This is a genomic window from Brevibacillus sedimenti (assembly GCF_020923495.1).
Lineage (GTDB): Bacteria > Bacillota > Bacilli > Brevibacillales > Brevibacillaceae > Brevibacillus > Brevibacillus aydinogluensis.
The window spans coordinates 2315717-2338128 of the sequence record NZ_CP064048.1; the positions used below are offsets into that span (position 1 = coordinate 2315717).

The following is a 22412-nucleotide window of genomic DNA, read 5'->3' on the forward strand; positions in this document are numbered from 1 at the left end:
CATGTCGAAGAGTCATATTCTAACACTTCAACACAAAAGGAGACAAATCATGAACGTAGTAGCCAAGGTATACCGAGGGGAAATCGTGGAAAGTTCTCACCTCGGCCATGTAGCTGTCGTCGATGCAAAAGGAACCCTGTTGTACTGGTACGGCGATCCTCACCGTCTCACGTTTGCCCGTTCCAGCATGAAGCCGATCCAGGCGATCCCGGTGGTGGAGACGGGAGCGGCGGACCGATTCGGGCTGGAGCCAGCCGATCTGTCGTTATGCTGCGCGTCGCACAGCGGGGAGCTCCGCCACCGCGAACGGGCGCTGGCAATGCTGGTCCGCTGCGGACATACGGAAGCAGCGCTCCAATGCGGAGCCCACGTGCCGCGGGACGAGGAGAGCTACAAGCAGCTGCTTCGGGAGGACAAGCCGCTGACGCCGGTTTACAGCAACTGCTCTGGCAAGCACGCCGGGATGATTGCCACCGCCGTTCATTTGGGCGAAGATGTGGCCACCTACCATCACCCGGATCATCCGGTCCAGCAGCGCATCCTCGATGCGGTCAGCGACCTGACCAGCTATCCGCGAGAGAAGATTGCGCTGGCTGTGGACGGCTGCGGCGTGCCGGTCCACTGTCTGCCGCTGTCCCATTGCGCCTGGGCGTACGCGAAGCTGGCCAAACCGGACGTAATTGCCGCCCCGCAGCGGCGGCAGGCAGTCCGCCGCATCACTGATGCGATGACTGCCCATCCGGAGATGGTCGGCGGCAATCACCGCTACTGCACCGATCTGATGCGCGCGTTTCGCGGCCGCGTCATCGGCAAGGCGGGGGCGGAAGCGGTTTACTGCCTGGGGGACCGGCAGACCGGGCTGGGCATCGCAGTCAAGATCGAAGACGGAGGAGCACGCGCCCTTTACGCCGTCGTAAACGAAGTCCTGCGGCAGTTGGGGATCGGGACGGACGGCCCGTTGGAGGAATTGGCGGCGTACACGGAGCCGGCCGTGACCACCATGAGTGGGGTGGCTGTCGGGCGCATCGCAACCAGATTTGCGCTAAACCGAGACAGCATCGACTTGCGCGCGTAATAGCGGATGGCCGCCTGGCCGCACCTGCGGTTTGATCCATACAATTTACCGCGAAAAGGGGGAATGTTCCGATGAAGTTGCGCAAAGGATGGAAAGTCTTGAGCACGTCCGCCCTCTTGCTGGCACTGATGGTCACCGGCTGCAACCAATCGGCTGCACCGAATCAGCCAGGCAAAGGGCAGACGGCGGAAGCGGGTGGAGAGGCAGACACAACAGCCAAACTCCGTCTCAATCTGCGGACGGAGCCGCCGTCGCTCGATCCGCCAAAGGGCTTCGACAGCGTCTCCAATGAAGTGCTGAATGCAATCATGGAAGGGCTCGTCCGACTGGACAAGGATCACAAGCCGCAGCCGGCCATGGCGGAGCAGTGGACGATCAGCGATGATGGAAAAACGTACACGTTTACGCTGCGCGACAGTAAGTGGTCAAACGGGGACCCGGTGACAGCTCACGACTTCGAGTACGCATGGAAACGTATCGTCGATCCCCAAAACGCTTTCCCGTCCGCTTTCCTTGCCTATTTTATTGAGGGAGCCGAGAAGTTCAACAAGGGAGAGGGAAGCGCAGACGACGTAAAAGTGAAAGCGCTCGACGACAGGACGTTGGAAGTGAAGCTAACAGCGCCGACCGGCTTTTTCCTCAACATCATCACGCAGCCGACGTTCTTCCCGGTTCACAAAAAGTCGGTGGAAAGCAATCCGAACTTCGCTGCCGAAGCGTCCACACTCATTACCAACGGACCGTTCAAACTGACGGAGTGGGTGCATGACCAGACGGTGAAAGTGGAAAAGAACGAAGGCTACTGGGACAAGGATTCGGTCAAGATTGCCGGCATCGACTGGGTGATGGTAAACGACGAAAATACCCAGTACCAAATGTACAAAACCGGACAGCTTGACATGGTCCAATCTGTGCCCAACGACTTGAAAAAGCGGTTGATCGATTCAGGGGAAGCCAAAGTGATGTCGGAAGCATCCGTCTACTACTACCGGATGAACACGTCCATGCCGCCGTTTACGAACAAGAATATCCGCAAGGCGTTTGCTCTGGCGATTGACCGGAAGGCGTTAATCGAAAACGTCACGCAGGGCAACGAACTCCCTGCTTTGGCTCACGTGCCAACCGGCTTGCTGGAACCGGACGGACGCGACTTTCGTGAAGTGGGAGGGGACTATTTTAAGGACAATGATGTCGAACAGGCAAAAGCGCTGCTGAAAAAAGGCATGGAAGAGGAAGGCTGGACGACCCTGCCGCCCGTTACCATGACCTACAACACCAGTGACGCGCACAAGGCGATAGCCCAAGTGCTGCAGGAGATGTACAAGAAAAACCTCGGTGTTGACGTGAAACTGGAAAACAAGGAATGGAACGTGTTTTTGGCGGAGCAGCGCGCACGCAAGCTTCAGTTCTCCCGTTCCACCATTCCGGCTGACTATGCTGATCCCTACAACTTTCTGGAACTCTATACCACCGATCATCCCGGCAACCGCATCAACTACAGCAATAAGGAATACGACGCACTTGTGCAGAAGATCCGCAGCACGGCTGACGAAACCGAGCGCTTCAAGCTGATGCACGAAGCGGAGAAGATCTTCATGGAGGACATGCCGATTGTGCCCATCTATTTCAGAACGGTGGCGTACATGGAACAGCCGAACGTGAATGGGATCGTTCGCCATGCTGTTGGCACGATTGATTACAAGTGGGCGGTGATTTTAAAGAAATAATACAATGAAGACAAGGGCTGAAGCTGCGCGCCCTTGTCTTCACTTTACAGCATGGAGCGGGTTGTGATGAAGAAAAAAACGGTAACATTTGTCGCCAAAATGGACGAATTTTTGCAGTCTGTGGTCAGCCAATGCCGTGATTTGGGCATCTCCGAGGATTTTCACATCGAAGGCAGGCGCGTGGATCAACTGCCTTACTGGCCGATTGCAGATGGTTCGCTCGTTGTCCTGTCCTCCAAAAGCATCTATCCGCAGGTGGCGGCGTATCTGCCGCCGGGAGCGAAGGTGATCATTGCCAAGCGGATGCTGCCGTATCACAATTTGCGGGAAATGTTGGAAGTGCCCAAAGGGGTAAAGGTGCTGCTTGTGAGCGATACGGAGGAGACGGCGAAGGAGTCGGTCAGGCTGCTGATTGACTCCGGCATGGATTTTGAGCTCTACCCGTACTATCCGGGGGCCGATTATCCGCGCGACATTGAGATTGCCGTCACGCCGGGTGAGGCCGAACACGTGCCGGGCACCATCCGCAAAGTGGTGGACATCGGCTTCCGGCTTATCGACCTGTCCACTTGGCTGGAGATTTACGCCCATTTCGACAGCGATAATTTTCAGCGGGTGACCGCCCGCGCGATGCAGTCGCTGATCGATATCACGAAACAGTTGAGCAACGAGATTCATCACGCCCACCTGCTGCACAAATACCTGGAGGCAATCGTCAACCGAATCGAGGATGCTGTGATTGCCATGGACGAAAAGGATACCATCCGGTTTATCAACCAGAAGGCGGTGGACACCCTTCACCTGCAGGGTGTGCCGATTCAGGGGGAAAAAGCGGTCCATTGTCTGCCGCCAGACTTTTACGAAATGATTCGGCAGTGCGACGAGAACGACGACGTACTGGTGGATTGGGGCGGCCGGACGTATTTTTTCCGCAAAATGCACATCGTCATGGAGGGGCGGTTTTTCGGCAGCCTGCTCTTGTTCCGCAAGGCTGCGGAAATCGAACAGATGGAACACGACTACCGTATGCGCCTGTACAGCAAAGGGCTGGTGGCCAAGTACCACTTTGACGACATCTGTGGAAAAAGCCTCTCTTTTCAACAGGTGCTGCGAATCGCCCGCAAGATTGCCCGCAGCAACTCAACAGTGCTCTTGCTGGGTGAAACGGGAACGGGTAAAGAACTGTTCGCGCAGGCCATTCACAACGCCTCTCCCCGCAGGCGGGAGCCGTTCGTCGGTGTGAATTTTGCCGCCATCTCCGAATCACTGTTGGAGAGTGAGCTGTTCGGCTACGAGGAGGGGGCGTTCACCGGTGCGCGCAAGGGAGGACACATCGGCTGGTTTGAACTGGCCCACAAGGGAACGATTTTTCTCGACGAGATCGGCGATGCCAGCGGTGCGATCCAAAACCGGCTGCTGCGGGTGCTGCAGGAGCGGCAAATCATGCGGGTGGGAGGCAACAAAGTCATCCCGATCGACATTCGCGTCATCGCCGCGACCAACCAGGATTTGCAGTGCATGGTGCGTGAAGGACGCTTCCGCGCTGATTTGTACTATCGGTTAAACATCCTGCCCATCCACCTGCCGCCCCTCAGACAGCGGCCGGAAGACATCCCCTTGTTGGCGGAGGAATTTATTCGCAAATACTGCCAAGAGATGCGCCGCCCACCGTTTACACTTACGCAGGAGGCACTGAAGGCGATGCAGGAGTACGATTGGCCCGGTAACATCCGGGAATTGGAAAACGTGATGGAATACCTGGCCCACGTAGTAGAGGAGGAAGTGTATGCCATCCACCTGCCGTTTATGCAGGAGTCTTTTGCCGTTCCGGCCGATGATGTGCTTGCGGACGAATGCCGGACGCTGTGCGAGGCATACGAACAGCGCGGCTTTTTGGACGATGTCGTCGCGATCCTGCATGTTTTGAAACAGCAGGGGAGCGGGAGGTACGCGTTGGGCGAGCAGCTCAGCCGGCAGGGAATCGAGCTGAGCGGCCAACAAGTGCGGTACCGTTTAAAGCTGCTGCAGCAGGACGGGCTGATACACGTCGGCAAAGGACGGCAGGGCAGCCGCCTGTCCACTAAAGGGGCGGTGTTTCTCGCCTGCTGTGAGAAAAGCCGGGGATAAACGGAGGAGGGAGTAAGATGAGCGGTCACTCCGAATATTGGAAGCAGAAGGCTTTGGCACAGCGCGAAGCCTATTTGGAAACGCTGCAGTCTTTTCTGAGGATTAACAGCATCGAGGATATGTCGACCGCCGGTCCGGGCAAACCGTTCGGCGACGGAGTGGCGCAGGCCCTGAACTTCATGCTGGAGTTGGGGCGATCAGACGGCTTTGCGGTGAAAAACCTGGAGGGTTACGCCGGATACGTGGAACACGGAGAGGGCGAAGAGGAAGTGGGAGTGCTCGTCCACGTCGACGTAGTCACTGTTGGTGAAGGATGGACGACACCGCCGTTCGAGCCGCACATCCGCGACGGTAAAATCTACGCCCGCGGCGCCATCGACAACAAGGGGCCGGCGCTGGCCGCCTTTTTCGCGCTGAGGCTGCTCAAGCAGTCGGGTCTGCCGCTCACCAAACGCGTGCGCCTGATTATCGGCACTGACGAGGAGAGCGGCTGGTTGTGCATGAAGCACTACGCCGAACGGGAGGTGCTTCCGGAGATCGGCTTTTCACCGGACGCATCGTTTCCGATCATCCACGCCGAAAAGGGGCAGATCAATCCGACACTGATGCTGGCTGCACAGCCAGGGGCCGCGGCGGACGAAGGTTGGCAGCTGCTGTCGTTTGCCTCCGGTGATCAAGGCAACAGCGTGCCGGATAAAGCGACAGCCTCGGTGATGGTACCGGCGGGAGCGGAGGCGAAATCAGCCGCGGCTGCTGTGACCGAACGCTGGAACGCGTTTCTCCTTGCCAGTGGTGTGACGGGACGGCTGGAGCCAAGAGCGCCTGACGTGTTGGCGTTTCAACTCGACGGCAAGCCGGCTCACGGCATGGAGCCATTCAATGGAGTCAACGCCGGAACGCTGCTGGCACGTTTTTTGTACGACTACCCGTTTGCCGGTACCGATCGCCTGTTTCTCCGCTTCCTCGCAGAGGTTTTGCACGAAGACCACTACGGTGAACGGCTGAACGTAGCATGTCAGGACGAGGTGAGCGGAGCGCTGACCGTCAACGCAGGCATCCTTCGCTACACCAGGAGCGAGGGAGGGCTTGTCCGGCTGAACATCCGCTATCCCGCCACCTTGGCACCGGAGCCGTACGTGGAGCGGCTGATGGCGCGCATCCAGGAGCTAGGCTGGATGTTGTCAAGCGTGCGCACCTCCAAGTCCCACTACGTGCCAGCGGACCATCCCGTCATCCGGACGCTCTCCCGCGTGTATGAGCAGCATACCGGAGAGCCTGCCCGCCTGCTCGCTTCCGGCGGCGCCACTTATGCCAAGACGCTGAAAGCCGGCGTGGCATTTGGCCCAGTGTTCCCCGGGAAAGAGTCGACGGCCCACCTCGCGGACGAGTATGCGGAGATTGACGATCTGCTTCAGGCGATGGCGATCTACGCCCAGGCGATGTACGAGTTGGCCAAATAGAGAAGGAGGAGCACGCATGTTCCATTACTTGGCAAAGCGCGTCCTGATGATGCTCTTGACGCTGTGGATCATCGTGACGCTGACCTTTTTGCTGATGCATGCGATTCCCGGCGATCCGTTCGCTTCCGATTCGGATCAACTGCCGGAGCAGATCCGCGCTAATCTGCGAGCCAAATACCATTTGGACGAGCCGCTGCCGATTCAATACGTTATTTATCTGAAAAATCTGATGATGTTGGATTTGGGTCCTTCCATCAAATCTGATACACGTGGTGTCAACGATATGATCGCGGACGGATTTGGCGCATCGGCCTTGCTGGGCATGCAGGCGGTCGCGATTGCGCTGGTGTTCGGCATTTTCTTCGGCATTGTTGCCGCACTCAACCGCGGCAATTGGATCGATTACGGGGCGATGGCCCTGGCTGTCCTCGGCGTGGCAATCCCCAGCTTCATCATGGCCCCGCTGCTGATCAACTATTTTGCAATCAAGTGGCCAATCTTTCCCGTCGCCACCTGGGGGACCTGGCTGCATACGGTGCTGCCGTCGCTGGCGCTGGCGTTCGGTCCGTTGGCGATCATTACCCGCTACATGCGCGCCAGCATGATTGAAGTGATGAACCAAAACTACATCCGCACCGCAGAGGCGAAAGGGATTCCCACCTGGGCAGTCGTGGTCAAACACGGAATCCGCAATGCGATCCTGCCGGTAGTTACGTTCCTGGGGCCGCTGATTGCATCGCTGATCACCGGTACGTTCGTCGTGGAAAAAATCTTTGCCATTCCCGGGATTGGCAAATACTTTGTCGACGGCATCTTCAACCGCGATTATCCAGTCATTTTGGGAACGACTGTTTTTTACAGCTCGATTCTGATTGTGGCCATTTTTCTGATCGATGTGGCGTACACCCTGATCGACCCGCGGATCAAACTGACCGGCAAGGAGGGATAGAACGTGGCGATGGAACAGAGAATCGATCCGCTGTTTCGCCCGCTGGTCAAACGTAAGCAGGCTGACGCAGCATCTGCCCGCCCGAGCCTGAGCAACGCCCAACTGGTGATTCGCAAGCTCGTGAAAAACAAGCTGGCGATGCTGGGCTTCGTCATCATCGTCGCGCTGGTCGCGATGTCGATCATCGGGCCGCATCTCGTCCCGTACAGCTATTCCGACCAAAATCTGTTAATGAAAAACAAGCCGATTTCCGATGAGCACTGGTTCGGGACAGACGATTTGGGCCGGGACATGTTTGCCCGCACCTGGTACGGCGCCCGAATCTCACTGACGATCGGGGTGGTGGCGGCGCTGATCGACCTGATCATTGGCGTGACCGTCGGCGGCATCGCCGGGTACATGGCAGGCAGGGGCAAGCGGGGGGATCGGATTGACAACGTGATCATGCGGTTGATCGAAGTACTGTACGGACTCCCTTACCTTTTGGTCGTCATCCTGCTGATGGTCGTGATGGAGCCGGGCATGTTGACGATCATCATCGCATTGTCTGCGACGGGGTGGGTGGGAATGGCCCGTCTGGTGCGGGGGCAAATCCTGCAGTTGAAAAACCAGGAGTTCATCCTCGCCGCTCAGGTGCTCGGGGCAAATTTTCCCCGCATTTTGTTCAAACATCTGATCCCCAACACGTTTGGCGTGATCATTGTCAACCTGACGTTTACCATCCCGTCGGCGATCTTTGCCGAGTCATTCCTCAGCTTTCTCGGCCTGGGCGTACAGGCACCGGTAGCCAGTTGGGGAACGATGACCAACGACGCGCTTGGGGTCATCCTCACCGGCGACTGGTGGCGGCTCTTTTTCCCGGCACTGATGATCTCGCTGACGATGTTTGCCTTCAACGTGTTTGGCGATGGTCTGCAGGATGCGCTTGATCCGCGTCTGCGCGAGTAAGAAAAAGGGGGGAACTGCGATGGCCGAACAACATTTGCTGACCATCGACAATTTGAAAGTACACTTCAAGACGTATGAAGGGGAAGTACAGGCGGTACGCGGTGTCTCCTTCCATGTGGACAAGGGAGAGACAGTGGCGGTCGTCGGTGAGAGCGGCTGCGGCAAAAGCGTCACGGCCCAGGCGATCATGGGCCTGGTCCCCGCCCCGCACGGCCGGATTGTCGATGGCCGGATTGTCTTTGAAGGAAAAGAGATTACGGCGATGAGCAAAAAAGAGCAGTTGGAGATTCGCGGCGCGCAGATCAGCATGGTCTTTCAGGACCCGATGACGGCGCTCAATCCGACAATGAAAGTGGGAAGACAGATCGCGGAGGGAATCGTCCGGCATCATCGGGTCTCGCGGGAAGAGGCGCATAAGCGGGCGATTGAGCTGCTGCGCATGGTGGGGATCCCCGACCCGGAGAAGCGGGTCGACCACTTTCCACACCAATTCAGCGGCGGGATGCGGCAGCGTGTGGTCATCGCCATCGCCCTGGCATGCCAGCCGAAGCTGGTGATCGCCGACGAACCGACCACCGCATTGGACGTGACGATTCAGGCCCAGATTCTCGATCTGCTAAAGCGGCTGCAGAAGGAACAAAGGTTGTCCGTGCTGATTATCACCCACGACCTGGGTGTGGTGGCGGCAATCGCCCACCGGATGGTGGTCATGTATGCCGGCGTGGTCGTGGAGACCGGCAGCGTGCAGGACGTCTTCTCCCATCCCCGCCATCCCTATACCTGGGGACTAATGCGCTCCCTGCCCCGGCTGGACGGGGAAAAGCAGCGGCTGGTGCCGATCGAGGGGGCGCCGCCTGATCTGCTGCATCCGCCCAAAGGCTGCCCGTTTGCGCCCCGCTGCGAATTTGCCATGGAAATCTGCGACCGGCAGATGCCGGAGCCTGCCGTGTTTGGTGAAAGTCATCAGGCTGCCTGCTGGCTGCATGACCCGCGCGCCCCGCGCATCGAGGAACTGGTCGCGGCCGGGAGGCAGACAGAATGACAGGGCGCTTTCCGGGAGCAAAGATGCTCGGCGGCGCTTTCCATCGAGGAGACTGCGCGGAGGCAAGTGCGGACAGGCCATGGGGCGACCTGCCATCTGTGCGCGGACTAGCGGTAGTGCCAAACGAGCATCGCGACGGAAAAGACAATCAGGGCGGCTCCGCTCCAAAGCAGAAGAGACGTTCCGATTCGGAAGAACGTCTCTTTTTTTTGGGCAAAAACGGTGTCAACCATGTTGTACCAGTCGCTCTCCAGCACGCGAGGACGGCGGAAGAAAAACGTTTTCAACCGTTTAAAGCCGGCACCAAACACGGTAAAGAATCCAGAGCGGACAACCAAGGAGATACAGCCGAGGACAAGCAGGGAGAGTCCGGCCAGGAAACTCCGGTTAATGATCGTCAGAAGCGATTCGCCGGCTGGGGACAGACCTGCTGCCAGAGCGGCTGCTGACACAATGATCAGGAAAAGGATGACGACTGCGAGCATTACATTCACGTCCTTTTGCCGGAAGATGAGCAACTCATTTACGATTGAGTTAATTCGCTCATAAAACACGCCGCCCCTTCCGGCAGAGGAGGGATGGATTGTTGTGTCTCGGTACGGTTTGTGCCTCAATACGGTTGCCAGCGCAGACGTCTCGCCTGCTGAAAGCGCTCCTCGACAGCCCGCCAGTTGACGACATTCCACCAGTTGTTGACATACTTGTCCCGTTGATTTTGGTATTGCAGGAAGTAGCTGTGTTCCCAGACGTCCAGCACCAGCAGGGGTACGACGTCCCACTGAGAGAGGTTCTGGTGCTTTTCCGCCTGGAGGATTTCCAGGTGCTGTGCTCGCGGCGACCAGACGAGGATTGCCCAGCCTGGCCCCTCCACTTGTATGGCGGCTTGCGTGAACTGGGCCTTGAAGGCGTCAAACGAGCCGAAGTAGCGCTGGATGTACTCGGCCAGATCGCCTTGCGGTTCACCGCCGCCATCCGGGTGCATGACCTGCCAGAAGATCGTGTGCAGGTAGTGGCCGGCGCCGTTAAAGGCCAGTTCCCGCTCCCAGTGGCGGATCAGGGCAAAGTCGTTTTTGGCTCGCGCCTCCGCCAGCTTCAGTTCGGCCTTGTTCAGGTCTTCCACGTATTTGCGGTGCAGTTTGTCATGGTGGATGCGCATGGTCGTCTCGTCAATGTACGGCTCCAGGGCGTCGTAGGCGTACGGCAGGGGAGGCAGCGTATGGCGTCCGACGGGTACGGGGCGGGCGACGGGAACCGGTTGACGGGATGAGGAAAAGGCTGCTTTCATGGTCTCCGGCTGTTCCTGTTCGTTGTATTGGATCAGGCGGAGGAACTGGTGAAACTGCTTTTGCACCTCTTCCGCCTTGGCAACGAGCGCGGGAACGGCCTCGTGGTGAGAGGATTTCTTTATCTGTGCCGCTTTGCGGCCGATCAGCGTAAACGCTTCGTCAAACTTGTGCAGGTGGCGCTCAAGCTCCCGGCCGAGCTGCATTGATTTTCGCAGGTGCTCAATCCACTGAGTGCCCCACTGGCTCCAGTGGACGAGGTGTTTGATCTGTTCTTCCAACGCGATTCCTCCTTTTCTCGCTTATCTATTTCAGCGTATGAAAAGCGCCCAGGGATGGTGCGGCATGTGCGGAGTACGTGGCACCGGCGGATCGCATATGGTTATACCACGAACGCAAAAAGTGGTATGCTGGGAGATGGACATTACAACAGGGGAGACACACAGATGAGCGACCAACGAGCAATTGCCATTATCGACTCAGGAGTGGGAGGCCTGACGGTAGCGAAAGAAGTAATGCGGCAGCTGCCCGACGAACGGATTCTGTACTTCGGCGACAATGCCCGATGCCCGTACGGCTCCAAGTCGCCGGAAGAGATACGCGCCTGCAGTTTTCAACTGATTGAGTTTGTCACCCGATATCCCGTAAAGGCTCTGGTTGTGGCCTGCAACACCGCGACAGCAGTCGTCCTCAAGGAGGCGCAGCAGCTCCTGCCGCTGCCGGTCATCGGTGTGATTGAGCCGGGAGCGCGAGCGGCGGTGCGGGCCACGAAAAACGGCCGGATTGGTGTGATTGGGACAGAGACGACGATCCGCACCCGCGCGTACGAGCAAGCCCTGCTGCGGCTGCGGCCGGAGACGTATGTGGCTGGGCTCGCCTGTCCAGCGTTTGTTCCGCTGGTGGAACACCATCAGCAGCATACAGCGGAAGCGCGCCAGGTAGTGGCCCGTACGCTGGAGCCATTGATCCGGGAAGAATTGGACACACTGATTCTGGGCTGCACCCATTACCCGCTGCTGGCCCCTGTCATTCAGGACGTGATGGGGCCGTCCGTCACCTTGATCAGTTCTGCGGAAGAAACCGCGCGGGAATTGACCCGGCATGCCTCGATTGCGAGAGCGGACAAAACGTCTGCGGCTCCCGACCATCTGTTCTTCACCAGCGGCGGCGCCGACAATTTCCGCTCCATCGCGGAGGAGTGGCTGGGCCGTCGGGTGAAGGTGGAGCATAGATCGTTGGAGGAGTCGTATCAACCATAAGAAAGAGGCAAGAAAGCGGCGCCAATCATGGCGCCGCTTCAGACTGAAGACAAACGGTTCATTGAGTTAGCGTCCACAAAAAATGATTTCCAGGCCGGAAGGCCTGCCCATTCATCAACCGAAGCGGAAGACAATGGGCATCGCATGGAGGGATGGGCCAAGCGAGCTCCTTTGACGACCGGCTCAGCGGAAAAACGAAGACGCGGGGACCAACAGGGGACACAAGTCTCACTTCCTCGAAATACCCAGATGTTTGTCCCCTGCCCGCGTCTCGTTTTGGAGCGGACTTCATCCGCTTCTTTGCTGGGCGTCAAGCGAGCGAGCGGGGCCGATCTCCCATGCGCCGCGGACTTTGTCTACACGCTGAAGCGGCGCCAATCATGGCGCCGCTTTTCGCTTTGGTTCTGTTTCGGACAATTCAACGCATAAACACAAGCCCTGCTCGTATACATGATAGTACAAAGTGTCTGGAGGAGGCTGGGTAATGATGAAGATACATCGCATCGGCACAATCACCGCCGTGCTTGGGGTCAGCGCACTGCTGCTGTCGGGGTGCGGACTGTTCGGACCGGAAAAGAAAGCCACCAGCATTGATGCACCTCCGCCGCAGTCGGAAGCCGCCCAGAATACACCCAACGGTCTGCCGGCGGCGGAAGGCTCAGCCGATGGGACGGAGGCCGCGGTCACAGAGTCAGTCGACCGCACCGTCTACTTGCTGGATGCCAACGGGTATGTAGTGCCGTTTACGCTGACCCTGCCAAAAACAGAAGGGGTGGCGAAACAGGTGCTGACCTACATGGTCAAAGGCGGGCCGGTGGAAAACATGCTCCCCAACGGCTTTTCCGCGGTGCTTCCTGAAGGGACGGAGGTAAAAGGACTGGTTATCAAGGACGGTTTGGCGACAGTGGACTTTTCCCCGGAGTTCAAAAAGTACGACAGCAAGAACGAAAAGCAGATTCTGGACGCAGTGACCCGGGCACTAACCGAATTTCCCAACGTCAAAAGGGTGCAGATCTGGGTAAACGGCACGCCGCTTACCGAAATGCCGGTGGGCAGCACACCGATCTCGTCCACCCTGGACCGCAACCTCGGGATCAACCTGGAGCTGGCGGAAGGGGCCGTTCCCGGTCGAACCACGGCGGTTACGGTCTATTTCCAGGGACAATTGGATGACAAGCGCTCCTATTTCGTACCGGTCACCCGGCTGATACCGGAGACGCAGAACGTGGCCAAAGCAGCGGTAGAGGAGCTGATCAAAGGACCGAGTGACAATTCGCCGCTGTTCAGTTCGCTCCTGCGCACCACCCGGGTGCTGGATGTAAAGCAGGAGAATGACCTCGTTACCGTCGATCTGAGCAGCGACATCCTCAGATACGACAGCGGCAGGGAAGCCAATCCGGATGCGCTGGAGTCGCTGGTTCTCTCGCTGACCGAGAGCACAGGGGCCAAACAGGTTCAACTGCTGGTGGAAGGCAAGCCGCTCACCAGCGGAACGTACGATTTCACCAAGCCGGTCGCCCGCCCCGTCCACATCAACACGATGCAGTTTTGACAGCGCGCACGAATCCACGCCCGAATCGGCAGGCGTGGTTTTTTGCTTGCGGCAGTTCTGTCAGTCCGGTTGAGCCGGGGCGGCGCTATCGGCTGCCCGGGAGGCCTGCAAGATCAAGACGCCGAGGATCAGCGAGCAGAGGGTGATCAGCAGCCCGGCGGCAAAACCGAGCAGCCGCGGTTCAAAGACGGTGAGCAGCCATCCGCCGACGAGCATCGAGAGGCCGATGAGCACGCTGGAGATGGTCGATTCGAGAGCGAACACACGGCCGTGGTACGCGTTGTCGAGATGCCGCATCAGGAGCGTGCGCAGACTGGCGTTGCCCATCCCCCCGGCGACGGTGGAGAGGGCGTAGCAGGCAGCCGCCAGGTAAATGGTGGGAGCGAAGCTGGTCAGCACGTGGGCGAAGCCTTCGACGGCGAAACTGCAGGAAGCCATGTGGTAAGGCCGCCGTTTCAGCAGATCGGCCGCAACCCCGCCGACGATGAAACCGAGTCCGATCGCGCCGTAGAGGAGACCGACTCCGCTTTTGCCGGCCGCAAACACCTGGTAGGCGTAGACGCTGATCAGCACGTTGAGAATGCCTCCCCCGACCGGCCACAAGGTCGTCATCAGCAGGGTGTACAGGACCAGGGGAGTTTGGCGGATCAGCGAAAACAGGTCACGGTAGGACGGTTCGTTCGCTTTGCGCTCCTCCTTGTCCGCTTCGCGTCGGACACCGCTTGATCGCGGGGGGAGGGAAATCCGCAGAATCAGCGCCGCGGACAGCACAAAGGAAAGCGAGTTGCAGACGAACGCTGCATCCGTCCCCCAATAGGCGGCAAAGACGCCGCCGACCAGCGATCCGGCCGCCATCACGATCCCGAACACGCTTTCCTCCAGCGCATTGGCCGAGAGGAGCTGATCGCGTTCGACGACGTCCGGGATCAGGGAGATCCTCGCCGGGTTGTACAGCGCGGAGAAGGCGACGAGGGCAAACGTTCCGGCGTAGACGATCCAGACGTCGTCAGCAGAGGAGACGAACAGGAAGCAGAGGGCGATCACCGCCCGCACCAGGTCGCAGGCGATCATGACGGCTTTGCGGTTGAAGCGGTCGGCCAGCAACCCGCCGAGCGGCCCGAACACCAGGTAGGGCAAGGTGCGGAGCGCCAGTGTAATGCCTACGGCCATGGCCGTGCCGGTGATCTCCAACAGCAGGCTCAGGACGGCGACGCTGTTGAACCAATCCCCGACTCCGCTGAGAAAGTTGGCAAGCAGCAGCCTGCGAAAATTGGCTTGACGCAAAAGCAGGGAGGACGACATAAGAATCACCATTAATTAGTTAACTGTCTAATTAGATGTTAGTCAAATTTGTGTGTGTGCGCAAGACCCCTCTTTGCCGGAGTTTCGTTCCCGCCGAACGGATGGATTTTTCTTTGGGCTTTCGGCAGCGGATTTTTCCGCAGCTTCGGAAATGCGTTGCAGGGGTTTGCGGAGTGGCAGAGGGTTTCTTCAGTCTGGTATAATGAGCGGAGTTGACGATAGCAAGCTAGGAGGAAACATGGAATGAGACTTGATGGCCGTGACCGTGACCAATTGCGCCCAGTCAAGATTACGCGCAATTACATCAAACACGCGGAAGGTTCTTGTCTAATCGAAGTAGGAGACACCAAGGTAATTTGTACGGCGACATTGGAGGATCGCGTGCCGCCGTTCATGCGCGGAGGCGGAAAAGGGTGGATTACAGCCGAATACTCCATGCTTCCTCGGGCCACGGAGTCACGCAATCCACGGGAATCGTCCAAAGGCAAAGTGGGCGGACGAACCATGGAAATTCAGCGGCTGATCGGACGTGCGCTGCGCTCGGTCGTTCAGTTGGAAGCGATGGGGGAGCGCACCATCTGGCTGGATTGCGACGTGATCCAGGCCGACGGCGGTACCCGGACGGCAGCAATCACTGGCGCGTTTGTGGCGATGGTGGATGCGATGCAGAAGCTGGTGGAAGCCGGCACCTTGAAGCAGCTGCCGCTGCGCGATTTTCTGGCGGCGACCTCGGTCGGTATCATCGACGGCGAACCGATGCTCGACCTCAATTACAAGGAAGATTCGACGGCGACGGTGGACATGAACATCGTCATGACCGGTCAGGGCAAATTTGTCGAACTGCAGGGCACGGGCGAAGAAGCGCCGTTTACCGGCGAACAGCTTCATGAACTGCTTGACCTGGCAAAAAAAGGCATCGACGGCCTGATTGCCGCGCAGAAGGAAGCGTTGGCCGACGTACCGCTGAGGTTTGCAGACGACAACGAAAACGATCAGGAAACGGTGGCGGAGAAGAGTCATGTCTGAGCGAAAAAAAGTGGTGCTGGCAACGCGAAACAAGGGAAAGGTAAAGGAATTCAACAGCCTGTTTGCCGAATTGGGCTGGGAAGGCATCAGCCTGGACGCGTTTGAAGGCGTGCCGGAAGTGGTGGAGGACGGCGATACGTTTGAAGCCAACGCCTTGAAAAAAGCGACGACCATTGCTACATACCTGAACATGCCGGCTGTGGGCGACGACTCCGGCCTGGAGGTGGACGCTCTGGGGGACGTCCCGGCGTCTATTCCGCCCGCTACGCCGGTGAACACGCCAGCGATGAGCAAAATTGGCGAAAGCTGCTGGATGAACTGCGCGGCGTGCCGGCACAGCAGCGGACGGCACGTTTCCGCTGCGTGCTCGTCCTGGCGGAACCGGGCAAAGAGCCTGTGGTGGCCCAAGGCACATGTGAGGGCGTCATCGCCGAAGCCCCAGAGGGCACCAACGGGTTCGGATACGACCCGGTTTTTTACCTGCCGGACAAGGGCGTGACCATGGCGCAGTTGCCGCCGGAAGAGAAAAACCGCATCAGCCACCGGGCCATGGCGATGGGCAATCTGCTGGCGGCAATCAAGCGGCAGGGTTAGCGGCTTGCGGCAGACTACAGGCAGAAGGGAGTGCGGTACAGTGGGCATCCTGATCCTCAGCGACACGCACGGCTTGGTACGCGAAGTGAAAGAGACGGTGGAACGCCACGCGGCGGAGAAGGTCTTTCACTGCGGCGATTTTTGCGTCGACCGGAAGCGGGACCCCTTCGCCGACATGATTTTGGTCAGGGGCAACTGCGATGTGGACAGGGACGTTCCCGAGGAACAGCTTACCGAGTGGAAGGACCTGAAAATCCTGCAGACACACGGCCACCTGTTCGGGGTGAAAAGCTCGCTGATGCGGCTGCACTACCGGGCGGAGGAGACGGGGGCCAACGTCGTGCTGTTCGGCCATTCCCACGTTCCGGTCTGCGGCGTCGAACGGGGCATCCTGTTTCTCAACCCGGGTAGTCTGCAGCTCCCCCGCAGCTTTGACGTTCCCACCTACGCATACCTGGAACAGCTTGAGACGAGAAAGCGGGAAGTGCGCGTCCAGGTTACCTATTTCGACCACCACGGCAATCCGGTGGAGCGGCTGGGGGGAAGTTTTCCCTGCGCCGCTGACTTCTTGAAAAATGGTGAATATGTGCTATACTTAAATGGTTATAATGGCTAGAATTGCATCGCCCGTACCGACTGCATGTTGCGGGCGGTGTTCTGTGGATTCAATCTAGGAGGGGAAGTTTACGTGGCAGCAAAATGGGAAAAGTTAGAGAATAACCAGGGGGTCCTGACGGTTGAAGTAGATGCTGCGCAAGTAGATGCGGCATTGGACCAAGCGTTTAAAAAGGTCGTAAAGAAAGTAAGCGTTCCGGGCTTCCGCAAAGGAAAAGTGCCGCGCAAGCTGTTCGAAGCGCGTTTTGGCGTGGAAGCGCTCTACCAGGATGCTCTGGACATCCTGCTCCCTGCCGCTTACGGACAAGCTGTGCGCGAAACCGGCATCGAACCGGTTGATCGCCCCGAAGTGGATGTTGAGCAGATGGAAAAGGGCAAGCCGCTCATCTTCAAGGCGACCGTAACGGTGAAGCCGGAAGTGAAACTGGGCGACTACAAAAACCTGACGATCGAGTCGAAAGAGTTCAACGTTACTGACGAGGACGTGGAAGCCGAACTGAAGCGCATGCAAGAGCGCCACGCCGAGCTGGTTGTCGTGGAAGAAGGCCCGGCACAAAACGGCGATCTGGCTGTGATTGACTTCGAAGGCTTCCAGGACGGCGTTGCCTTTGAGGGCGGAAAAGCGGAAAACTACACGCTCGAGCTGGGTTCCGGCACGTTCATCGCCGGCTTTGAAGAGCAGATCGTGGGCATGAAGGTAGGCGAGGAGAAGGAGATCAACGTCACCTTCCCGGAACAGTACCACTCTCCGAGCCTGGCAGGCAAAGACGCAGTCTTCAAGGTGAAACTGAACGGCCTCAAGCGCAAAAACCTCCCGGCGCTGGACGACGAATTTGCCAAAGACGTGAGCGAGTTCGACACACTGGAAGAGCTGAAGGCTGACACCAAGAAAAAGCTGGAAGAAAAAGCGGCTCAGGAGAAAGAGCAGTACACCCGCGAGCAGCTCGTGCTGAAGGCGGCTGAAAACGCCGAAATCGACATTCCGGACGTTATGATCGAACACGAACTGGACCAAATGGTGAACGAATTTGCTCAGCGCCTGCAGTTCCAAGGCATGAACCTGGACCTGTACTACCAGTTCTCCGGCACCGATGAAAGCCAGCTGCGCGAACAGCTTCGTCCTGACGCGACCACCCGCGTGCGCACCGCGCTGACCCTGGAAGCGATCGCTAAAGCCGAGAACATCACTGCGACCGAAGAAGATGTAAACGAAGAGCTGAACAGACTGGCGGGCGTATACGGTCGTCCTGCCGACGAACTGCGCAAAATCTTCACCGCTCAAGACGGTATGGCTGCCCTGTACCGCGACGTGCAAACGCGGAAAACGGTCGATTTCCTGGTTGCAGAAAACAAAGTCAGTGCATAAGCTTAGGAAGAACGCATGAAACGACCGGCAGACAGGTTCCCGATTGACCCGACTGCCAAGCGATACAAGGCACGATAATGTTCGTGCCTTGTTTTTCACCATCTTGCGTTTTTTCCGACACAGCCGTCGGACCGGCGGCTGCACGCTACCTCTTTGACGGCAGAGGAGGAGATACATATGCTAATCCCCATGGTCATTGAACAGACGAACCGCGGCGAGCGCGCGTATGACATTTATTCGCGCCTGCTGAAGGACCGGATTGTCTTTCTCGGCAGCGAGATCGACGATGAAGTGGCCAACCTGGTGGTCGCCCAACTGCTGTTCCTGCAAGCGGAAGACCCGGACAAGGACATTCAACTCTACATAAACTCTCCGGGCGGTTCCGTAACGGCTGGCATGGCCATCTTCGACACGATGCAGCACATCAAGCCGGACGTGTCTACCATCTGCATCGGCATGGCGGCCAGCATGGCAGCCGTTCTGCTGGCTGCGGGAGCAAAAGGGAAGCGGTTTGCCCTGCCGAACAGTGAAGTGATGATTCACCAGCCGCTCGGCGGCGTACGCGGCCAGGCAGAGGATATCCGCATCCACGCGGACTGGATTTTGAAAACGAAGCGCCAGCTCAACCAAATCCTGGCGGAACGGACGGGTCAGCCATACGAACGTGTGGAAAAGGACACCGATCGTGATCACTTCATGAGCGCAGAAGAAGCCAAAGCGTACGGTTTGATTGACGCCATTATTGAACGGAAAAACTGACCCGTTGTGAGGTGAAGCGCATGTTTAAGTTTAACGACGATAAAGGCCAGCTGAAATGCTCCTTCTGCGGCAAGTCGCAGGAGCAGGTGCGCAAGCTGGTGGCCGGGCCCGGCGTGTACATCTGCGACGAGTGCATCGAACTGTGCAACGAAATCGTCCAGGAAGAGCTGGGAACGGAAGAAGAAATCGACATGAAGGAAATTCCCAAACCGATGGAGATTCGCAAAATCCTGGACGATTACGTGATCGGCCAGGATCTGGCGAAAAAATCCCTCTCGGTGGCGGTGTACAACCACTACAAGCGGATCAACTCCGGCGCCAAGATCGAGGATGTGGAACTGCAAAAGTCAAACATCCTGCTGATCGGCCCGACCGGAAGCGGGAAGACGCTCTTGGCCCAGACGTTGGCACGGATTCTCAACGTGCCGTTTGCCATCGCCGACGCCACTTCCCTCACGGAAGCGGGGTACGTGGGCGAAGACGTGGAAAACATCCTGCTCAAGCTGATCCAGGCAGCCGATTACGACGTGGAAAAGGCGGAGAAGGGCATCATCTACATCGACGAGATCGACAAGGTGGCCCGCAAGTCGGAAAATCCGTCGATCACCCGCGACGTATCCGGCGAAGGCGTACAGCAGGCGCTGCTGAAAATTCTCGAGGGGACGGTTGCCAGCGTGCCGCCGCAGGGCGGCCGGAAGCATCCGCACCAGGAGTTCATCCAGATCGACACGTCCAACATTCTGTTCATCTGCGGCGGTGCGTTTGACGGCATCGAGCAGATCATCAAGCGTCGTCTGGGCAAAAAGGTGATCGGCTTCGGCACCGACCTGAGTGACGGTATCAAAGGCGACCTGAAGCCGGGCGAGTACCTGAAGTACGTGCTGCCGGAAGACCTGCTGAAATTCGGCCTGATTCCGGAATTTGTCGGCCGTCTCCCCGTACTGGCCACACTGGAACCGCTGGATGAGGAGACGCTGGTCCGCATCCTGACCGAACCGAAAAACTCGCTGGTGAAGCAGTACCAAAAACTGCTGAGCTTAGACGGCGTAGAACTGGAGTTCGAACCGGGAGCGCTGACGCAGATCGCCAAGGAAGCGATCAAGCGGAACACCGGCGCCCGGGGACTGCGTGCCATCATCGAGCAGATCATGCTCGACATGATGTACGAACTGCCGTCCCGCGAAGACATCAGCAAGTGCGTGATCACCGAGGAAGCTGTGCGTGACAAGGTGAAGCCGCAGCTGCTGACCAAGGAAGGCCGCGAACTGAAAAACGAAAGCGCGTAACCGGCACCGCCGGAAACGCCATCCCAACCACCCCGATCGTCGGGGTGGTTTTTCCATGACTCTTCCGTTTGTTCGCCCGGCCGGCAGTGCCCGCCAAAGTGCAAGGGAATGCCGGAGCGGTTTGTTTACGCCCGTGATTGCGAGGCAATACTACTCAATATAGTTCACGAGACGCTTTTTGATTGGATCACGACTGTATCAGGAAGGACTTCTCGCGATCGCGGGCTGATACACGGGCTGATACAAAAAACAAGCATCCCCGAGAGGAAGAACCGGCTTTTGCGCATGTGTCCGCAACAGACGCGTTTTCTTCTCGATGTGGTGCGAAGTGAGCGTGGGAGGGTTAACGGATGGACTATACGACATTGGTGATTGCCTGTATCGAAGTAGTCGTCGGGATCATCATAGGAACCTATTTCTGGAATCTGCTCCGCACCCAGCGGTCAGCGAAAACATCGAGTGACCGGGAGTCGCGCAAAGACCTGGACCAACTGCGGCGGATGCGGATGATCGCCTTGACGGAACCGCTCTCGGAGAAGACCAGGCCGACCAAACTGGAAGAGATCGTCGGACAGGAGGATGGGCTGCGCGCGCTGCGTGCCGCCTTGTGCGGGCCAAACCCACAGCATGTCATCATCTACGGTCCGCCGGGCGTGGGCAAGACGGCTGCCGCCCGCGTCGTGCTGGAAGAAGCGAAGCAGAATCCGCTGTCGCCGTTTTCCAGCGACGCCAAGTTTGTGGAGGTGGACGCGACCATTGCCCGCTTTGACGAACGGGGCATCGCCGATCCGCTGATCGGTTCCGTGCACGATCCGATTTACCAGGGTGCCGGCGCCTTGGGACAGTCGGGCGTTCCGCAGCCGAAGCCGGGGGCGGTGACCAAGGCCCACGGCGGAATCCTGTTTTTGGATGAAATCGGCGAGCTGCATCCGATCCAGATGAACAAGCTCCTGAAAGTGCTGGAAGACCGCAAAGTGATGCTGGAGAGCGCCTACTACAGCGAAGAGAACACGCAAATACCGTCACACATCCACGAGATATTCAAGTACGGACTGCCGGCCGATTTTCGCCTCGTGGGTGCGACGACGAGGATGCCGGAAGAACTGCCGGCAGCGCTCCGCTCCCGGTGCCTGGAGATTTTTTTCCGGCCGCTCAAGCCGGCGGAGATCGGGAGCATCGTCCGCACCGCCGTCTCCAAAATGGACATGTCGATGGAGGACGACGCGGTCGGCGTCATCGAACGGTACGCCACCAACGGCCGGGAGGCGATCAACACGCTGCAGATCGCGGCAGGGATCGCAATGACCGAGGGGCGCTCGACGATCCGCGCCGCCGATGTGGAATGGGTCGTGCACAGCAGCCAAAAATCGCCGCGCCAGGAAAAGCAGGTGCATGACACGCCGCAGGTGGGGCTGGTCAACGGCCTGGCTGTGTACGGCCCCAACATGGGCAGCGTGATGGAGCTGGAGGTGACCGCCAGCCGGGCGTCGACACCCGGGGCCGGCCGCGTCACCATGACCGGCCTGGTCGAAGAAGAGGAAATAGGCGGTCGCAGCCGCACGGTCCGGCGCAAGTCGATGGCCAAAGGCTCGATCGAAAACGTGTTGACCGTGCTGAATCGGCTGGGGGTCCAGCCGTACGATTACGACCTGCACATCAACTTTCCCGGCGGTGTGCCGGTAGACGGTCCCTCGGCAGGCATCTCGATTGCCGTCGCCATTTATTCGGCGATCAAGGAGAGGCCGGTAGACAACCTGGTTGCCATGACAGGGGAAGTGAGCATCCACGGCAAGGTAAAACCGGTCGGCGGCGTAGTGGCCAAGGTGGAAGCCGCCCGACAGGCAGGGGCAAAACGCGTGCTGATTCCCGAGGAGAACTGGCAGTCGCTGTTTGCCGACATGCAGGACATCGAAGTGATACCCGTCTCCACCGTGCAGCAGGCAATCGATCTGGCCCTTCTGGCAGAACCGGAGACGGAGAGCGCCGGTTTCACCCTGCAGCTTCCGGCGGAAGATCTCGCCTCTTCGTCTCTGTCGTTGTAA

18 protein-coding genes and 1 pseudogene are annotated in these 22412 nt (G+C 58.4%); 16 read left to right on the forward strand and 3 right to left on the reverse strand.

What is annotated here, in order from left to right; translation table 11 throughout:
- Positions 1–49: 49 nt before the first annotated feature.
- From IRT44_RS11330 to IRT44_RS11360, 7 genes are all read left to right on the forward strand, one after another.
- Entirely contained in the window at positions 50–1075 is a 1026-nt protein-coding gene (locus IRT44_RS11330) for an asparaginase (RefSeq protein ID WP_230076685.1), read from the forward strand.
- Between the two features lie 71 nt (positions 1076–1146).
- Positions 1147–2802: a peptide ABC transporter substrate-binding protein gene (locus IRT44_RS11335; RefSeq protein ID WP_171566375.1), complete on the forward strand. Its 1656-nt coding sequence runs from the start codon at positions 1147–1149 to the stop codon at positions 2800–2802.
- A 66-nt stretch (positions 2803–2868) separates the two neighbouring features.
- Positions 2869–4929 carry a sigma-54 interaction domain-containing protein gene (locus IRT44_RS11340; RefSeq protein WP_230076686.1) on the forward strand — a complete coding sequence of 687 codons (2061 nt, stop codon included), beginning with the start codon at positions 2869–2871 and terminating at the stop codon, positions 4927–4929.
- Between the two features lie 17 nt (positions 4930–4946).
- Positions 4947–6389, forward strand: coding sequence for a dipeptidase PepV (gene pepV, locus IRT44_RS11345; RefSeq protein ID WP_230076687.1), 1443 nt, complete (start codon positions 4947–4949; stop codon positions 6387–6389).
- Positions 6390–6405: 16 nt separating this feature from the next.
- Positions 6406–7338: an ABC transporter permease gene (locus IRT44_RS11350; protein ID WP_230076688.1), complete on the forward strand. Its 933-nt coding sequence runs from the start codon at positions 6406–6408 to the stop codon at positions 7336–7338.
- Positions 7339–7347: 9 nt separating this feature from the next.
- The gene (locus tag IRT44_RS11355) at positions 7348–8286 is read left to right on the forward strand and encodes an ABC transporter permease (RefSeq protein WP_230077880.1); all 939 of its coding nucleotides are present in this window, start codon (positions 7348–7350) and stop codon (positions 8284–8286) included.
- Between the two features lie 19 nt (positions 8287–8305).
- The gene (locus tag IRT44_RS11360) at positions 8306–9328 is read left to right on the forward strand and encodes an ABC transporter ATP-binding protein (protein WP_230076689.1); all 1023 of its coding nucleotides are present in this window, start codon (positions 8306–8308) and stop codon (positions 9326–9328) included.
- A gap of 107 nt (positions 9329–9435) precedes the next feature.
- On the opposite strand, the gene IRT44_RS11365 is transcribed toward IRT44_RS11360, so the two are convergent.
- Entirely contained in the window at positions 9436–9813 is a 378-nt protein-coding gene (locus IRT44_RS11365) for a DUF3899 domain-containing protein (RefSeq protein WP_230076690.1), read from the reverse strand.
- 125 nt (positions 9814–9938) lie between these two features.
- Positions 9939–10892, reverse strand: a complete 954-nt coding sequence (locus IRT44_RS11370) for a superoxide dismutase (protein WP_171566369.1) — start codon at positions 10890–10892, stop codon at positions 9939–9941.
- Positions 10893–11057: 165 nt separating this feature from the next.
- Here IRT44_RS11370 and racE point away from each other — a divergent pair, with 165 nt between their 5' ends.
- The gene (racE, locus tag IRT44_RS11375) at positions 11058–11870 is read left to right on the forward strand and encodes a glutamate racemase (protein ID WP_171566368.1); all 813 of its coding nucleotides are present in this window, start codon (positions 11058–11060) and stop codon (positions 11868–11870) included.
- Positions 11871–12357: 487 nt separating this feature from the next.
- Positions 12358–13422, forward strand: a complete 1065-nt coding sequence (locus IRT44_RS11380; RefSeq protein WP_171566450.1) for a GerMN domain-containing protein — start codon at positions 12358–12360, stop codon at positions 13420–13422.
- Positions 13423–13482: 60 nt separating this feature from the next.
- Here IRT44_RS11380 and IRT44_RS11385 read toward each other — a convergent pair whose 3' ends face one another.
- Positions 13483–14724, reverse strand: coding sequence for an MFS transporter (locus IRT44_RS11385; protein ID WP_230076692.1), 1242 nt, complete (start codon positions 14722–14724; stop codon positions 13483–13485).
- A gap of 243 nt (positions 14725–14967) precedes the next feature.
- Between IRT44_RS11385 and rph the strand changes: the two genes are divergently transcribed.
- The 7 genes and pseudogenes from rph (at position 14968) to lonB (ending at position 22412) form a co-directional block, all read left to right on the forward strand.
- Positions 14968–15750, forward strand: coding sequence for a ribonuclease PH (gene rph / locus IRT44_RS11390; protein ID WP_171566366.1), 783 nt, complete (start codon positions 14968–14970; stop codon positions 15748–15750).
- Positions 15743–16344: pseudogene (locus tag IRT44_RS11395) on the forward strand (XTP/dITP diphosphatase). The gene rph and the pseudogene IRT44_RS11395 overlap by 8 nt, the downstream one beginning before the upstream one ends.
- A 40-nt stretch (positions 16345–16384) precedes the next feature.
- Positions 16385–16960, forward strand: a complete 576-nt coding sequence (locus IRT44_RS11400; protein ID WP_230076693.1) for a metallophosphoesterase family protein — start codon at positions 16385–16387, stop codon at positions 16958–16960.
- Between the two features lie 72 nt (positions 16961–17032).
- Entirely contained in the window at positions 17033–18325 is a 1293-nt protein-coding gene (gene tig, locus IRT44_RS11405) for a trigger factor (protein ID WP_171566363.1), read from the forward strand.
- 171 nt (positions 18326–18496) lie between these two features.
- A complete protein-coding gene (gene clpP / locus IRT44_RS11410) occupies positions 18497–19084 on the forward strand; it encodes an ATP-dependent Clp endopeptidase proteolytic subunit ClpP (RefSeq protein WP_268255227.1) in 588 nt (195 codons plus the stop codon).
- A 20-nt stretch (positions 19085–19104) separates the two neighbouring features.
- On the forward strand, positions 19105–20370 hold the full coding sequence (gene clpX / locus IRT44_RS11415) for an ATP-dependent protease ATP-binding subunit ClpX (protein WP_171566361.1): 1266 nt from the start codon (positions 19105–19107) through the stop codon (positions 20368–20370).
- A gap of 350 nt (positions 20371–20720) precedes the next feature.
- A complete protein-coding gene (gene lonB, locus IRT44_RS11420; RefSeq protein ID WP_230076694.1) occupies positions 20721–22412 on the forward strand; it encodes an ATP-dependent protease LonB in 1692 nt (563 codons plus the stop codon).

Coding starts and splice junctions, on each gene's coding strand:
- IRT44_RS11330 (WP_230076685.1), top strand. CDS start 50: ATGAACGTAGTAGCCAAGGTATACCGAGGGGAAATCGTGGAAAGTTCT.
- IRT44_RS11355 (WP_230077880.1), top strand. CDS start 7,348: ATGGAACAGAGAATCGATCCGCTGTTTCGCCCGCTGGTCAAACGTAAG.
- IRT44_RS11350 (WP_230076688.1), top strand. CDS start 6,406: ATGTTCCATTACTTGGCAAAGCGCGTCCTGATGATGCTCTTGACGCTG.
- IRT44_RS11385 (WP_230076692.1), bottom strand. CDS start 14,724: ATGTCGTCCTCCCTGCTTTTGCGTCAAGCCAATTTTCGCAGGCTGCTG.
- IRT44_RS11365 (WP_230076690.1), bottom strand. CDS start 9,813: ATGCTCGCAGTCGTCATCCTTTTCCTGATCATTGTGTCAGCAGCCGCT.
- IRT44_RS11340 (WP_230076686.1), top strand. CDS start 2,869: ATGAAGAAAAAAACGGTAACATTTGTCGCCAAAATGGACGAATTTTTG.
- rph (WP_171566366.1), top strand. CDS start 14,968: ATGAGACTTGATGGCCGTGACCGTGACCAATTGCGCCCAGTCAAGATT.
- pepV (WP_230076687.1), top strand. CDS start 4,947: ATGAGCGGTCACTCCGAATATTGGAAGCAGAAGGCTTTGGCACAGCGC.
- clpX (WP_171566361.1), top strand. CDS start 19,105: ATGTTTAAGTTTAACGACGATAAAGGCCAGCTGAAATGCTCCTTCTGC.
- IRT44_RS11360 (WP_230076689.1), top strand. CDS start 8,306: ATGGCCGAACAACATTTGCTGACCATCGACAATTTGAAAGTACACTTC.
- IRT44_RS11335 (WP_171566375.1), top strand. CDS start 1,147: ATGAAGTTGCGCAAAGGATGGAAAGTCTTGAGCACGTCCGCCCTCTTG.
- lonB (WP_230076694.1), top strand. CDS start 20,721: ATGGACTATACGACATTGGTGATTGCCTGTATCGAAGTAGTCGTCGGG.
- racE (WP_171566368.1), top strand. CDS start 11,058: ATGAGCGACCAACGAGCAATTGCCATTATCGACTCAGGAGTGGGAGGC.
- IRT44_RS11380 (WP_171566450.1), top strand. CDS start 12,358: ATGAAGATACATCGCATCGGCACAATCACCGCCGTGCTTGGGGTCAGC.